Origin of the sequence: Halomonas binhaiensis (assembly GCF_008329985.2) — a bacterium.
In the GTDB taxonomy this organism is placed as follows: Bacteria; Pseudomonadota; Gammaproteobacteria; order Pseudomonadales; family Halomonadaceae; genus Halomonas; species Halomonas binhaiensis.
On sequence record NZ_CP038437.2, the window covers coordinates 1,520,631 to 1,534,585 of the forward strand.

Annotated in this window: 10 protein-coding genes and 1 pseudogene; 7 read left to right on the plus strand and 4 right to left on the minus strand. The window is 59.6% G+C overall.

What is annotated here, in order from left to right:
• Positions 1–5 precede the first annotated feature (5 nt).
• From E4T21_RS06600 to E4T21_RS06625, 6 genes are read left to right on the plus strand one after another with little or no spacing between them, the layout of a single operon-like run.
• Entirely contained in the window at positions 6–497 is a 492-nt protein-coding gene (locus E4T21_RS06600) for a tripartite tricarboxylate transporter TctB family protein (protein ID WP_149284247.1), read from the plus strand.
• 60 nt (positions 498–557) lie between these two features.
• Complete coding sequence (locus E4T21_RS06605) at positions 558–2,069, plus strand: tripartite tricarboxylate transporter permease (protein WP_149284248.1); 1,512 nt, start codon at positions 558–560, stop codon at positions 2,067–2,069.
• Between the two features lie 54 nt (positions 2,070–2,123).
• A complete protein-coding gene (locus E4T21_RS06610) occupies positions 2,124–3,245 on the plus strand; it encodes a mandelate racemase/muconate lactonizing enzyme family protein (protein WP_149284249.1) in 1,122 nt (373 codons plus the stop codon).
• Between the two features lie 27 nt (positions 3,246–3,272).
• Complete coding sequence (locus E4T21_RS06615) at positions 3,273–4,199, plus strand: dihydrodipicolinate synthase family protein (protein ID WP_149284250.1); 927 nt, start codon at positions 3,273–3,275, stop codon at positions 4,197–4,199.
• Positions 4,192–5,205, plus strand: a complete 1,014-nt coding sequence (locus E4T21_RS06620; RefSeq protein WP_149284251.1) for a 2-hydroxyacid dehydrogenase — start codon at positions 4,192–4,194, stop codon at positions 5,203–5,205. Before E4T21_RS06615 ends, E4T21_RS06620 begins: the two co-directional genes overlap by 8 nt.
• Complete coding sequence (locus tag E4T21_RS06625) at positions 5,202–6,389, plus strand: alpha-hydroxy acid oxidase (RefSeq protein WP_149284252.1); 1,188 nt, start codon at positions 5,202–5,204, stop codon at positions 6,387–6,389. The genes E4T21_RS06620 and E4T21_RS06625 overlap by 4 nt, the downstream gene beginning before the upstream one ends.
• Here the strand turns inward: E4T21_RS06625 and E4T21_RS06630 are convergent.
• The 3 genes from E4T21_RS06630 to E4T21_RS06640 form a co-directional block, all read right to left on the minus strand.
• Positions 6,377–6,796 carry a SpoIIAA family protein gene (locus E4T21_RS06630; protein ID WP_149284253.1) on the minus strand — a complete coding sequence of 140 codons (420 nt, stop codon included), beginning with the start codon at positions 6,794–6,796 and terminating at the stop codon, positions 6,377–6,379. The two genes, E4T21_RS06625 and E4T21_RS06630, sit on opposite strands and share 13 nt — an antisense overlap.
• 214 nt (positions 6,797–7,010) lie before the next feature.
• Complete coding sequence (locus E4T21_RS06635) at positions 7,011–10,142, minus strand: efflux RND transporter permease subunit (protein WP_149284254.1); 3,132 nt, start codon at positions 10,140–10,142, stop codon at positions 7,011–7,013.
• On the minus strand, positions 10,142–11,302 hold the full coding sequence (locus E4T21_RS06640) for an efflux RND transporter periplasmic adaptor subunit (RefSeq protein WP_149284255.1): 1,161 nt from the start codon (positions 11,300–11,302) through the stop codon (positions 10,142–10,144). The genes E4T21_RS06635 and E4T21_RS06640 overlap by 1 nt, the downstream gene beginning before the upstream one ends.
• A gap of 149 nt (positions 11,303–11,451) precedes the next feature.
• On the opposite strand from E4T21_RS06640, the pseudogene E4T21_RS06645 reads away from it, so the two are divergent.
• Positions 11,452–12,114 (plus strand): annotated as a pseudogene (locus E4T21_RS06645) (aminoacetone oxidase family FAD-binding enzyme); the annotation flags it as partial.
• 50 nt (positions 12,115–12,164) lie between these two features.
• On the opposite strand, the gene E4T21_RS06650 reads toward E4T21_RS06645, so the two are convergent.
• Positions 12,165–13,718 carry a helicase HerA-like domain-containing protein gene (locus tag E4T21_RS06650; protein WP_149284256.1) on the minus strand — a complete coding sequence of 518 codons (1,554 nt, stop codon included), beginning with the start codon at positions 13,716–13,718 and terminating at the stop codon, positions 12,165–12,167.
• Positions 13,719–13,955 lie beyond the last annotated feature (237 nt).

Here is a 13,955-nt window from a genome sequence, read left to right on the forward strand (position 1 = left end):
CTGCAATGAATATCAGTCGTGTGGCTCTGGCGCTGGCCAGTATCGGCATTGCCGGGGGCTTCCATGTCGATGCCCTGGGGTACCCATCACGCGCAGCAAGCATGCCATTGATCTATTCGGTAGTCGTTGCCCTGCTGGGTGTCGCGATGCTTGTTCAGGAAGTGATCGGGGCACGGCGTCGAAGGATAGCGTCTACGCCATCCTCCGACACACCCGGTACAGCATCAGCTGAAAGTGACAGCGACGCGGGTGGGCAGCGCTGGAAGGCCCTGCTGGTACTGGTGCTGGCCGCGATCTACGTCAACAGCATCATGTGGTTGGGCTATGTACTGGCGACGGTGGTGTTCATGTTGATTGCGTTGGCCATTGTTCGCCATGTGGCACTGCGCTTCAGCCTGATCGGCATCTCGGTGCTGGTGGCCATGGTGTGTCTGGTGTTCATCGGCTTTCTCGGTTTGCCCGTGCCAATTCTGCCTCCTGTCCTGGCCGCTTTCTGATCTTCCGGGCTGTCGTCATCTGATCGCAGATGGCGGTAGCCGGGGATGGAGTCTCGTGTAATGGATAATTCCCTGATCATGACCGGACTGGTCAATGTGCTGAGCTTCACCAACGTGGCACTGGTGATAGGCGGCACCCTGCTGGGCTTGTTCGTGGGTGCCATGCCAGGGTTGTCGGCGACCATGGCCTTGGCACTGTTGCTGCCGCTGACCTTCTCGATGGATCCGGCCAGTGGCTTGAGCATGCTGGCATCTCTGTATGTCGGTGCTTGCTACGGGGGCTCGATCGCGGCCATTCTGTTGCGCACGCCAGGGACACCATCGGCGGCCGCGACGGTGCTGGATGGTTTTCCACTCTCGCAACAGGGCAAGGCAGGTCAGGCACTGGGTGTGTCGCTGTTTGCCTCCTTCTTTGGCGGGCTGCTCAGCGGTGTGGCCTTGCTGACGGCCGCCCCGCTGTTGGGGGTGATGGTGCTCAAGTTCGGCCCGGTAGAACTGTTCGCCATTGCCGTGCTGGGTATCACCATCATCGGCTCGTTGTCGCAGGGCTCGGTGATCAGCGGCCTGTTGTCCGGGGCTCTGGGTTTGTTGCTGAGTACCGTGGGCATGGACCTGATTACCGGCACGCCGCGCATGACCTTCGGCAATATCAACCTGTTTTCCGGGATCGAGTTCACCGTGGCGTTGATCGGGTTGTTCTCGATCCCCCAGGCACTGTTGTTGATCGAGAAGGCGCACGGTAGCCAGAAGGTCGCCAGCCGCATCACTGATCGGCTGATTCCGCGTCTATCCGAGTTGCGCTGCCTGATGCCCAATATTCTGCGCTCCAGTGGTATCGGCATTGTCACTGGCCTGATCCCCGGTACCGGTGGCGATACCGCCAGCTGGTTCGCCTATAACGAAGCCAAACGCTTTGCCCGTGACAAGAGCCGTTTCGGCAAGGGGGATCTGGCAGGTGTTGCTGCCCCCGAGGCGGCCAACAACGCCGTGGTGGGTGGTGCGTTGATTCCCACCATTGCGCTGGGGATTCCCGGCAGCTCATCGACGGCGATTCTGCTGGGTGCCTTGATGGTACAGGGCATTCTGCCGGGCCCCAATCTGCTCACCGACTATGGCGATGTCACCTACACCCTGATCTGGGCGGTCATCATGGCCAACATTGGCCTGCTGGTCGTAGGGCTGATGTTCACTCGCATGTGTGTGGCAGTGACCCGAATTCCGGACAGTTTCGTCGCCTGCGCGATCATCACCCTCTGTGTCATCGGCGCTTTCGCCATCAACAACAGTCTGTTCGAGGTCGGTCTGATGCTGGGCTTCGGGCTGTTCGGTTACTGGATGCAGAAGGCCGGTGTCTCACCGGCACCGATGGTGATTGGCCTGATCCTGGGGCCGGTCATGGAAACCAGCTTCCAGCAGTCCATGCTGATCGGCCAGGGACGCATGAGCATTTTCCTCGATAGCCCCATTGCGGTGGTGCTGCTGAGCATCGCGGCGCTGTCGATTCTACAGGCGACACCACTGTTCCGCTGGCTGCGTACGGCAGTTGGTAGGCGGCACCAGACGCAACGATGAAAGTAGAGACAACCCCGACGACAAGCTCAGTAAAATTCCCAGCGAGGACCCTTCATGACAACGATAAGATCGGTACGTGCCCGCACCATCAGTGTGCCTCTGGACCATCCCACCAGTTTCTCCAACCGCCAGGTGTTCAAGCGCGACTATGCCGTCGTAGAAGTCGAGGGTGAGGATGGCCACAAGGGTATTGGCTTCTGCTACGGCGGCAGCAATGCCGGTGCGCTGGTCACCCATGCGGTACGTGAGCTGTTTGCGCCGATGTTGGTTGGCACTGACTGCCATGCCACCGAGGCGCTGTGGCAGGCCATGTATCAGGAAGCACTATTGCATGGCCGCTGCGGCTCGGTGATGCGCGCCATCAGCATCCTCGATACCGCGCTGTGGGATCGCAATGCTCGAGCGGCGGGGTTGCCACTGTACAAGTACCTTGGGGCCAGCGATCTTGCGTCTGTCCCGGCTTATGCCAGTGGCGGATATTACCTTGAGGGCAAGACGCCGGATCATCTTGCCCAGGAAATGGCCAACCATGTGGAGCAGGGCTTCACGGCGGTGAAGATCAAGGTGGGACGCGGAGATCTGGCCAGTGAAGAAGCGCGTCTGGCGGCAGTGCGAGAGGCCATCGGGCCGCATGTGCAACTGATGATGGATGCCAACAATGTCTGGCATGACCTGCCCAGTGCGTTGGCCTTCATGCGCATGGCCGAGCCTTATTCACCGTTCTGGATCGAGGAACCCTTCAGCCCGGACGACATCGACAATCACCGTCGTCTGGCCGAGCGTACACCTGTACCGGTGGCGACCGGCGAGATCGAGGCCGGGCGCTGGCGCTTCCGCGAGCTGCTCGAAAAGGAAGCGGCGATGATCCTGCAGACCGATGCTGCCGTGTGCGGCGGGATTACTGAATTCCGTCGTATTGCGGCCACCGCTGCCAGCTTCGGTGTGGAGGTCTACCCTCACTGGTTCCATGATCTGCATGTGCATTTGGTGGCGTCGGCACCCAACGTGCGCATGGTGGAGTTCTTCGCCGATGACCAGGTGCTCAACTTTCGCCGTCTGGTCGACACTCAGCTGGCATTCGACAACGGACGTTTATTGTTGCCGAAGACACCGGGCCTTGGCTTCGACTTCGATGCCGAGGCGCTGAAACGTTATGCCAGTGAGCCATGGCAGTGATCGCGAACGGCGCGCAAGGAGGTGAACATGAACCATGCAGCAGGAAAGGTCTGGGCCCCCGTCATCACCCCATTTGATGCCGACCTGGCGGTTGATGCAGGACGCCTGGTGGCGCATGCCCAGTGGTTGACTGAGCAGGGTGTTGGGCTGGCCGTATTTGGTACCAATTCCGAAGCCAATTCGATGAGCGTGGCCGAGAAGCAGGCGTTACTGACAGCGTTGGTGGAAGCCAGCATCCATGGCAATCAGCTCATGCCAGGAACGGGGCTCTGCGCCATCCCGGATACGGTCACATTGACGCGTCATGCCCTCTCCTGCGGTTGTGCAGGAGTGCTGATGTTGCCACCGTTCTACTACAAGGGCGTCAGCGACGAGGGGTTGTTCCGCTATTACGCGGAAGTCATCGAACGGGTCGCGGATGAACGACTGCGCATCTATCTCTATCACATTCCCCAGGTGACCAAGGTACCACTGTCGCTGGATCTGATCGCTCGCCTGCGAGCCTCCTTCCCTGGTGTCATCGCAGGGATCAAGGACAGCGGCGGCGACTGGTCGCACACGCAAGCGTTGATCCAGCGATTTTCATCCGAGGAGTTCGCTGTCTATGCCGGTAGCGAGCGTTTTTTGCTCGATACTCTGAGAGCAGGTGGTGCGGGTTGCATCAGTGCTACCGCCAATGTCAATCCTGCCGCCATCGTGGCCTTGGCCGGCAACTGGCAAGCTGATGATGCTGATCTCCAGCAACAGCGCTTGAACGCGCTACGCGATTGTTTCGAAGGCTATCCCGTCATTCCGGCGATGAAGGCGGCGACGGCGTACTACTCGTCCTCCGATGCCTGGAGAAGGGTGCGCCCTCCCTTGCTGGAGCTGAATGATGAAGCACGCGACGAGTTGGTGGAGCAGCTCAAGACGCTGGGGTTCAGCATGCAAGGAGTGGAGGTGGTCAATGGTTGAATCAGGACGACGCATTGTTGCCCTTCGACGCCTGAATCATGAACAGCTCGAACGTCTTCGGCAGGTTGCTGAAGTAGAAGTCTTCGATGATCTGAACGAAGACAATCGAGAAGCTTTCAGAGCGGCTGTTTCTCGCGCCCATGGATTGATTGGCGGCAAGCTGGAGCTTGATGAGGACATGCTTGCCGAGGCTCCGTTGCTGGAAGTGGTGTCAACCATTTCGGTAGGTTATGACCATCTTCCGCTGGCGGAGATGAACGATCGTGGCATCCTGCTGTGCAATACCCCTGATGTGCTCACCGAGACCACTGCCGATACTGCCTTTGCCCTGATCATGGCCACCCAGCGCAGGCTGGTCGAGCTGTCGATGATGGTACGAGAAGGGCGTTGGACAGCGCACGTTGATCGAGAACACTTCGGCAGCGATGTACACGGCAAGACCTTGGGCATCGTCGGAGCCGGGCGCATAGGAGCGGCTATTGCCCGGCGAGGGGCGTTGGGCTTCGGCATGCCGATCCTGTATACCGCCAACTCGGCCAAGCCGGAGCTCGAGGCTGAACTGGGGGCGCAGCACTGTCATCTCGACGAGTTGTTGAGCCGTGCGGATATCGTCTGTCTGGTGGTGCCCTACAACGTGGACACTCACCACCTGATCGATGCCGAGGCGCTGGCCCGCATGAAGTCGAATGCGGCGCTGATCAATGTGGCACGGGGCAAAGTGGTGGATGAGCAGGCTTTGATAGAGGCATTGCACCATGGTGTGATTCGCGCGGCGGGGCTGGACGTCTTCTCGCAGGAGCCTTTGTCTGTAGACTCGCCTCTGCTGGCGCTGGATAACGTGCTGCTGCTGCCACATATCGGCTCGGCGACCCATGAAACGCGAGATGCCATGGCATGGCGTGCCGTCGACAACATGATTGGCGCCTTGACGGGGAAAGGCGCCGTGGATGCGGTCAATGCGCAGCAGTGGCGCCGCGCTCATGGACACAACGAGGACCCTGCATGACGCGACGCCTGGAACGGATTCTGAACCTGGATGATTTTGAGCATGCCGCCCGTCGGCATTTGCCTCGTCCGCTGCTGGGGTATGTCGCCAGTGTGGCGGAAGATGGCCACACGGCGCAGGCCAGCCGTGATGCGTTCGAGGACCATCAATTTCTGCCGCGTGCGCTGGTCAATGTGTCTTCCATCGAGCTCGAGAGGGAGTTGCTGGGCCGCCGTTATGCACTGCCGTTTGGCATTGCGCCGATGGGCATCAGTGCGTTGAGTGCGTTTCGTGGTGATCGGGTGCTGGCGCAGGCCGCCGCGACAGCCGGGATTCCGATGATCGTCAGTGGCTCATCGTTGACGCCTATGGAGGACCTGGCGGGAGCGCAGGGAACGGACTGGTTCCAGGCTTATCTCCCTGGGACGCCTGAGCAAGTCGAGGCGTTGCTGGCCAGGGTGACGCGAGCGGGCTTTCGCAATCTGGTGATCACCGTGGACTTTGCGGTACCGCCGAATCCGGAAACGCATCGCCGCCATGGGTTTTCCAGTCCCTTGAGACCCAGTCTGCGTCTGGCCTGGGATGGGCTGGTGCGCCCGCGTTGGCTATTCGGTACTTTCCTGCGCACCATCATCCAGGACGGCATGCCACATTTCGAGAACAATGCCGCGACACGTGGTGTGGCGGTGCTGTCGCGTAACGTCAATCGTGATTTCTCCGGTCGCCGACATCTCGACTGGTCGACGCTGGCCCACGTGCGCAGGCACTGGCCGGGTAATCTGGTGGTCAAGGGGATTCTGCATCCCGACGATGCACGCCGAGCCGTGGCAACCGGGGCCGATGGCCTGATCGTTTCCAACCATGGCGGTCGGCAACTGGACTCCACCGTGGCGCCTTTGCGTATGCTGCCGGAAGTGCTGGATGCCGTGGAGGGGAATGTGCCGGTAATGATCGACGGAGGGTTCCGGCGCGGTAGTCACGTGCTCAAGGCGCTGGCATTGGGCGCGGACTTCGTATTTCTGGGGCGGCCGTTCAATTATGCCGCCAGCGTTGGTGGACAGGCTGGCGTCGCCCGTGCCGTTCAACTGCTGGCGGAGGAAATCGAGCGCAACATGGCATTGCTGGGAGTCACCCGCCTTGCCGAGCTGGGGCGGGAGCAGCTACGCCCGGCAAGGTCTGTAGCCGCAGAGAATCAGGCGCCGTGATAGCCGTCTTCCTCCGGTGTCTCGTGTTGACCATTGGGTAGCTCACCGACCCACGCCATGGCAGCTTCGCGCTCCTTGCTGGGGAAGGTGCGTATTTCCAGGTTTTTTATCAGCTTGTCTTCCAGGTGAGTGACGTGCTTGATCCAATCCTTGTCGCTAATGACTGCGGCACGATGATAGTGCTTGAGCTCTCCAAACTGGGTCAGGCCATAGCCGATGTCCTTCAATACGGCGGTCACTGTCATCCAGTGCAGTTGATCGAGCTCCGCCAGCATGCTGACGCGAGGGTGAGCCTTCTTGGCGGCCTCGATGGCATCGATGGCCTGTTGTAGGTCCTTGGCAGTCACGGTGCCTCCGACACGCATGGCGACGACGTGGGCTGCCGGGTGAGGGATGAGTTCCAACATGGTGAGTCTCCTTGGCGTCAGGCCGATACCTTGATGACTGTCGTAATGACAGTCGCCTGGATAGGGGCTGCCTTCAGCATAGCGCTTGGTGGCATGGCTAACAGCACTGGAAGCGAATGGTAGGGAAGAGGTAGTGATCTCTGGCAGCAAGAGGCCAGGCGTGGATTGTCTGGGGACGAATTCACGCCTGGCTTGGATGGAAAGGCAGACTGGGTCAGTGGGCGTCCGGTGAATTCTCCATTTCTTTTTCCAGCTTGCGTGCCACATCTCCGGGGGACCCCGTATGGCGGGCGAGGAGATCGTAGGCCACCGGCACCACGAACAGGGTGAAGAAGGTGGCGGCGGCCACACCGGTGAAGATCACCGTACCAATGACCATGCGGGTCTCGGCACCAGCGCCGCTGGAGAGTATCAATGGAATACTGCCGGCGATGGTGGTCACCGAGGTCATCACGATCGGACGCAGGCGGGTGAGGGCGCTGCGGATCAATGCATCGCGAAACGCCACGCCTTCATCACGCAACTGGTTGGCGAACTCGACGATCAGGATGCCATTCTTGGCCGCCAGCCCTACCAGCATGACCAGCCCCACTTGGCTGTAGATGTTCAATGTCTGCCCCGTTGCCCAGAGGCCGAGCAGGGCGCCACCTATTGCCAGGGGAACCGTGAGCATGATCACCAAAGGATGTACGAAGCTCTCGAACTGCGCGGCCAGCACCAGGAACACCACGATGGCGCCGAGTATCAGCAGAAAGGTAGTGGCACCGGTGGACTCGCGGTAATCCCGTGCCGCGCCCTTGACATCGGTCTGCACGCCGGTTGGTAGAACATCCTCGACTGCCTGGTCGAGGTAGTCGAGCGCCTCGCCCATCGAATAGCCATCGGCCAGGTCAGCCTGGAGGGTGATGGCGCGCAGGCGGTTGTAGCGATTCAAGGTACTGGGACCGGCATAGGACTCGATATCGACCAGGCTCGACAACGGCACTAACTCACCGGTACGCGCCGAGCGCACCCGCAAGCTGTCCAGCGCAGCGGGCGTAGGGTTGGACCCACGCTCGGCCTCGAGGATCACGTCGTACTCTTCGCCGTCGTCGGTAAACTGGGTGACGGTGCGACCACCCAGCAGTGTTTCCAGGGTGCGTCCGATCTCGGTCACTGTCACGCCAAGATCCGCTGCGCGAGTGTAGTCGATGTTGACGCTCAGTTGTGGCTGGCTTTCCTCATAATCGCTCTCGAGGTTGATCAGCTTCGGGTTGGTCTGGCGGATATAGTCCATCAGTGCATCGCGCCAGATCACCAGTTGTTCGTAGCTGCCGCCACCGAGCACGAATTGCAGCCCCTGTTCGCTGCCACCGCCGAAGCCCTGGGCCATGACCGGGAAGGCACGGATGCCAGGCAGTTGACCCAGCGACTCACGGACTTCATTCATGATCGGCCAGGCAGAACGGCGCTCGGACCAGTCAGACAGTCCAACGATGGCGAAACCAGAGTTGAAGGATTCGACATTGCCGCGCCCCATGGGCGAGATGACCAGCACACGCTCGATTTCAGCCTTCCCTTCCCCTTCCCCAGGTTTGGTCAAGGGCATGATGCGTGCCTCGATCTCGTCCATGTAGTCTTCCATCCACGAGAAGGTGGCACCGGGCGGGCCATTGACGATGACGAAGAAGGTCCCGCGATCCTCGCGTGGGGTGTACTCTGCTGGCAGCTGTGGGTACAGCCAGGCGATGCCGCCGAGCATGGCGACAAAGGCCGCGACCACCAGCCAGCGCAGCTTGAGGACCTTTTTCAGCAGGCCTTGATAGACCCCTTGGGCGTGCTTGAGTCCTGAGTCGACCCAGTGGGCAATGCGCCCCTCGTGCATGCTGGGCGAGAGGATCCGTGAGGCCATCATCGGTGTCAGGGTCAGGGCGAGCAGGGTGGAAATGGCCACTGCTGTCGATAGTGTCAGAGCAAACTCAGTGAACAGCTTGCCGACATCGCCCTGCACAAAGCTCAGGGGCACGAACACCGCGATCAGCACCAGACTGGTGGCCAGTACGGCAAAGGCCAGTTGGCGGGCGCCACGGAAGGCAGCAACCAGCGGTGTCTCGCCATATAGCTGCATGCGCCGGTGGATGTTCTCCAGCATGATGATGGCATCATCCACCACCAGGCCGATGGCCAGCACTAGTGCCAGAAGTGTCAACAGGTTGATCGAAAAGCCCAGTGCCGCCAGGCCGGCAAAAGTACCGACCAGGGTGATGGGCACGGTAATGGCGGGGATCAATGTGGTGCGGATATTGCCGAGGAAAATGAAGATCGACACGACCACCAGGCCAATGGCGATGATCAGCGTCGATACCACCTCCTGGATCGACTTGGCCACAAAAGTCGAGGAATCGTGGCTGAGAGTCAGTGTCATGCCTTCCGCGAGCTGTGGCGACAACCGTTCCATCTCGTCGCGTACGGCCTTGGACAGTGCCATGACGTTGGCATTGGACTGCTTGATGATGCCTAGGCCGACGACGGATTTGCCATTGCCTCGGAACAGCGAACGTTCCTCGACGGTGCCGAGCTCGACATGTGCGACATCGGCAAGTCGCACCAGGTAGTCATTGTCGCCTCGGTTGAGAACCAGCTCGCGGAAGTCTTCCGGTGTGCTGAAACTACGTGGTAGACGCACCACGAACTGCCGATCCACAGATTCCACCGCGCCCCCTGGCAGCTCGACATTCTCGGCGCGCAGCACATCCTCCACATCACCCACCGTGAGACCGCGAGCGGCCAGGGCATCACTGTCCAGCCATACCCGCATGGCATACTCTCGCGAGCCCCCTATACGCACGCTGGATACGCCTTCCTGTACCGAGAAGCTGTCGACCAGGTAGCGCTCGGCATAATCGGTCAGCTCCGCCGTGGTATAGCCCTCACCGGCGAGCATCAACCACATGACGGTTTCTGAGCTGGTGTCTTCCTTGCGCACTTCGGGCGGGTCAGCCTCATCGGGCAGGTTGTCGGCGGCACCGGAGATACGGTCCCGCACATCGTTGGCGGCGGCATCGATGTCGGTGGAGAGGCTGAACTCGATATTGATGCTGGAACTGCCGTCCTCGCTAGTCGAGGAAATGACCTCGATGCCGGCAATCCCGGCGATACGATCCTCAAGTACCTGGGTGATGCGCGTTTCGACGATATCTGCCGAGGCGCCCGGGTAGCTGGTACGGATGCTGACCACTGGAGGATCGATGGTGGGATATTCCTGCAGTGGCAGACGGGTGAGGGCGAGCAGACCAAAGGCTACAATCAACGCCGCGATGACCATGGCCAGTACAGGGCGCTGAACGGAGACATCCGATAGACGCATCAGTCGTCTTCCCCACTGCGTTGGCTCTGCAGAATATCGCTGACGCTGGTGGTGGCGTCTTCGATGCCCAGCAACTGGATGGCTGCCGCCGAGTGCAGGCGGTCAGCACCGTGAGTGACGACCAGCTCACTTTCATTTAGCCCAGCGGTTACCTCGACTTCGCCCTCGCGACGTGAGCCGACCTCGATATCACGTTGCTCAATGCTGCCGCTGTCGCGATCAGTGATGACCCACACTCGCTTGCGCTGTCCCTGGGGCACCACGGCAGACTCGGGAATGACCAGTGTCTGGCGTGGTGAGCGAGCGATGGTCACGCGCATCAGCATGCCGGGTTTGAGTACCCCATCGCTGTTGTCGAGCACTGCCCGGACCTGGATGCTGCGACTTACCGGATCGATACGCGAGTCGATGGTGGCAATCTCACCGTCGAATACCCTGTCCGGGTAGGCAGCGGTAGTGGCCGTCAGTGATAGTCCTTGGGACAGGGAGCCGAGACGCACCTCAGGGACCTGGAAATCGAGCTTCATGTTCGAGGTATCATCCAGTGTGGCCAGCTCTGTGCCAGGGGTGACCAGGGTACCGACGCTGATCTGACGCACCCCCACTACACCATCGAAGGGCGCTCGGATGGTGTAATTGCCCAGATGGGCCTGCAATGCCTGGATATCAGCCTCGACCTGTTGCAGTTGGGCGCGACTGTCCTCGACATCGGCACGCGGTACCATATTGCGAGACCCCAATTGGGCAAAGCGGTTCACGGCATTCTGGCGCTCCTGACGCAAGGCCTGAGCCGAACGCAGATCTGCCTGTTCCTCGCTGTCATCCAGCTTGATCAACACATCGCCGCGCTCGACATGCTCGCCGCCGTCGAAGTTGATTGCGTTGATGATCTCGGTCACCGTCGCTGAAAGCGTCACGCTCTCGTTGGCCTTCAGCGTACCCAGTGACTCCAATGGATCAGACCACGCCTTTTTCTCCGCCTCGGCACCGATGATTGGTATGGGGGGGAGTTCCGTGGGCATCTCCTGGGCCAAGGCCGTTTGAACGGCGAACAGCGAGGTCGCCAGAGAGGTGAGCAGCATCGCTGCGATACACCATCCATGGCAACGCTCAAGGAACTTGCGGCTGAATGGCAGGCGCGAAGCAGGAACTACGGTCATGTTATTGGTTTCCGATGGATTCACCATGTCCAACGATACCCCGTGAGCGTGACTTACAGTTTTTCATTCGATATATCAAACAAGTCCATGGCGCAATGAACTCTGCGGCTTGGGAGGAACTGGGCCATGTGGGCGACGGAAGGCGACAGGGCTATGACATTGCTCGCCAGTTTGGTCTTGAGGTTACCGCAACCCGGGCAGCACTGGTCCCCTTTACGTTGACGTCTCAGTGGAAGGAGCGGGCCGAAGCTCTGGCGGGTGTCAGTACCGAGGTGCAGGTGCGTTGCCGGGATGGCCAGTATCGCGAGCCGATGCTGTTCACGCATCGTGGCGTGTCGGGCCCGGCCATGCTGCAGATTTCCAGCTACTGGCTACCTGGCGATGAGCTGGATATCAACCTGTTGCCCGGGGAGGATGCCCTGGCGGCCTTGACCCACGCGCGCCAGGCAACACCCAAGCGGCGTCTTTCCACCTGGTTGGGGGAGCGCTTTCCGAAGCGCCTGGCGCAGTCGCTGGTGGAATGGCAGGGGCACGATGGTGTGCTGGCCGAGTGCTCCAACGCGGCGTTGTGCGAATGGGCAGAGGCGCTCAACCAATGGCGACTCAAGCCCGCCGGAACCGAAGGCTGGCGTACCGCAGAGGTGACCATGGGCGGTGTCTGTACCAACGCCATCTCGTCGAAGACCTTTGAAGTACAGGGCCTGCCGCAACTGCGTTTTATTGGTGAGGTGCTGGATGTCACTGGTGAACTGGGCGGTTACAATTTCCAATGGGCCTGGGCGTCGGGCGTTGCCTGCGGTCAAGCCCTGTAAGGAACCCAGGCTCTGTAAGGAATCAGCGCAGATACTTTTTCAGGCCAAGCCTAACGGCGGCGGCCGCCCAGCAATGACCCCAGAATGCCTCGGACCAGTTGGCGACCAGCGGCGCTGCCGATGGAGCGAGTGATTGTCTTGGCCGCGACCTGGACCAGGCCATCATGCTTTCCTCCCCTGGGGCCCGTGGAACCAAACAGCAGCTCATTGACGGTATCCGCGGTACTACGTGCCTGTTGTTTGGAAATAGAAGGCTTGGAAATGGAAGGTTTGGAGGCCGAGCCGGTAGTGCCTTTTTCTTCGTCGGAGGATGTTGCCTCGGTATTCATCGTCTGGGCACGCAGCCTTTCATAGGCGGATTCGCGATCGATGGCTTTTTCGTAATGACCATGTATCGGTGATGCTTCAATCAGTGCTTTGCGTTCGCCCTCATCCGCAGGCCCCAGGCGCGAGTTGGGTGCAATGACATTGGCGCGCTCGGTAATGCGTGGACTGCCTTTCTCGTCAAGAAAGGACACCAGGGCTTCGCCTACGCCCAGTTCTGTGATGGCTTGTGCCGAATCGAAATCCGGATTGGGGCGCATTGTCTCGGCAGCGACCTTGACGGCCTTCTGGTCACGGGGAGTGAAGGCGCGCAGGGCGTGTTGTACCCGGTTGCCCAACTGGCCCAGTACGTCATCGGGAATATCGGATGGGCTCTGGGTGACGAAATAGACACCCACGCCCTTGGAACGAATCAGGCGAACCACTTGTTCAACCTTGTCCAGCAGTGCCTTGGGAGCATCATCGAACAGCAAGTGAGCTTCGTCGAAGAAAAACACCAGCTTGGGCTTTTCAGCATCGCCGACTTCCGGCAATTGCTCGAACAATTCTGCCAGCAGCCATAACAGGAAGGTGGAGTAGAGCTTGGGCGATTGGTAGAGCTTATCGGCAGCCAGCACATTGATCAGGCCATGGCCGGCATTATCAAGATGCATGAGGTCTTGAATGTCCAGCATGGGCTCGCCGAAGAATGTCTCGCCTCCCTGCTCTTCCAGCACCAGCAGATTACGCTGGATGGCGCCAATGGAGGAAGAGGATACGCGGCCATATTCACCACTATACTGACTGGCATTCTCACCAACGTGCTGGACCATGGCGCGCAGATCCTTGAGGTCCAGCAACAATAGGCCATTGTCATCGGCTACTTTGAATACCAGCTGAAGCACACCCGTCTGGGTGGGATTGAGGTCCAGCAAACGGGCCAGCAGCAGGGGACCCATGTCGGAGATGGTGGCGCGTATCGGATGACCGCGTTCTCCGTACACATCCCAGAACAGGACGCTATTGGCTCGCGGTGTGTAATCAGTGATGCCGATGCTGGAGAGATGCGACAGCAGTTTTTCGGAGGCTTTGCCTTCCATTGCTATCCCCGACAGGTCACCCTTGATGTCGGAGACGAATACTGGAACCCCGATTTCTGCAAAGCTCTCTGCCATCTTCTGCAGGGTGACCGTCTTTCCGGTACCCGTGGCCCCGGTAATCAGGCCATGCCGATTGGCCAGTTTCGGAATGATGGCAATGTCCTGATCAGGGGTCTTGGCAATGGGACTAGCAGTGATCATCGGGTTCCCTCCGTGGGGAAGCTATAGGTAACAGTTATTTAGAATAGCGCCAGAACGCGGTCATGAAGTGAAGGCAATAGAAAGGTGCCTTGATAGAACGGTACTTTGCATAGAACGGTACTTTGCATAGAACGGTACTTTGCATAGAACGGTACTTTGCATAGAAAGGTGCTTTGGATAGAACGGTACCTTGGATAGAAAGGTACTTTGATAGAACGGTTTTTTGAATAGCATAAT

Coding starts and splice junctions, on each gene's coding strand:
- E4T21_RS06640 (WP_149284255.1), bottom strand. CDS start 11,302: ATGACCGTAGTTCCTGCTTCGCGCCTGCCATTCAGCCGCAAGTTCCTT.
- E4T21_RS06650 (WP_149284256.1), bottom strand. CDS start 13,718: ATGATCACTGCTAGTCCCATTGCCAAGACCCCTGATCAGGACATTGCC.
- E4T21_RS06630 (WP_149284253.1), bottom strand. CDS start 6,796: ATGTTGGAACTCATCCCTCACCCGGCAGCCCACGTCGTCGCCATGCGT.
- E4T21_RS06615 (WP_149284250.1), top strand. CDS start 3,273: ATGAACCATGCAGCAGGAAAGGTCTGGGCCCCCGTCATCACCCCATTT.
- E4T21_RS06620 (WP_149284251.1), top strand. CDS start 4,192: ATGGTTGAATCAGGACGACGCATTGTTGCCCTTCGACGCCTGAATCAT.
- E4T21_RS06600 (WP_149284247.1), top strand. CDS start 6: ATGAATATCAGTCGTGTGGCTCTGGCGCTGGCCAGTATCGGCATTGCC.
- E4T21_RS06635 (WP_149284254.1), bottom strand. CDS start 10,142: ATGCGTCTATCGGATGTCTCCGTTCAGCGCCCTGTACTGGCCATGGTC.
- E4T21_RS06625 (WP_149284252.1), top strand. CDS start 5,202: ATGACGCGACGCCTGGAACGGATTCTGAACCTGGATGATTTTGAGCAT.
- E4T21_RS06610 (WP_149284249.1), top strand. CDS start 2,124: ATGACAACGATAAGATCGGTACGTGCCCGCACCATCAGTGTGCCTCTG.
- E4T21_RS06605 (WP_149284248.1), top strand. CDS start 558: ATGGATAATTCCCTGATCATGACCGGACTGGTCAATGTGCTGAGCTTC.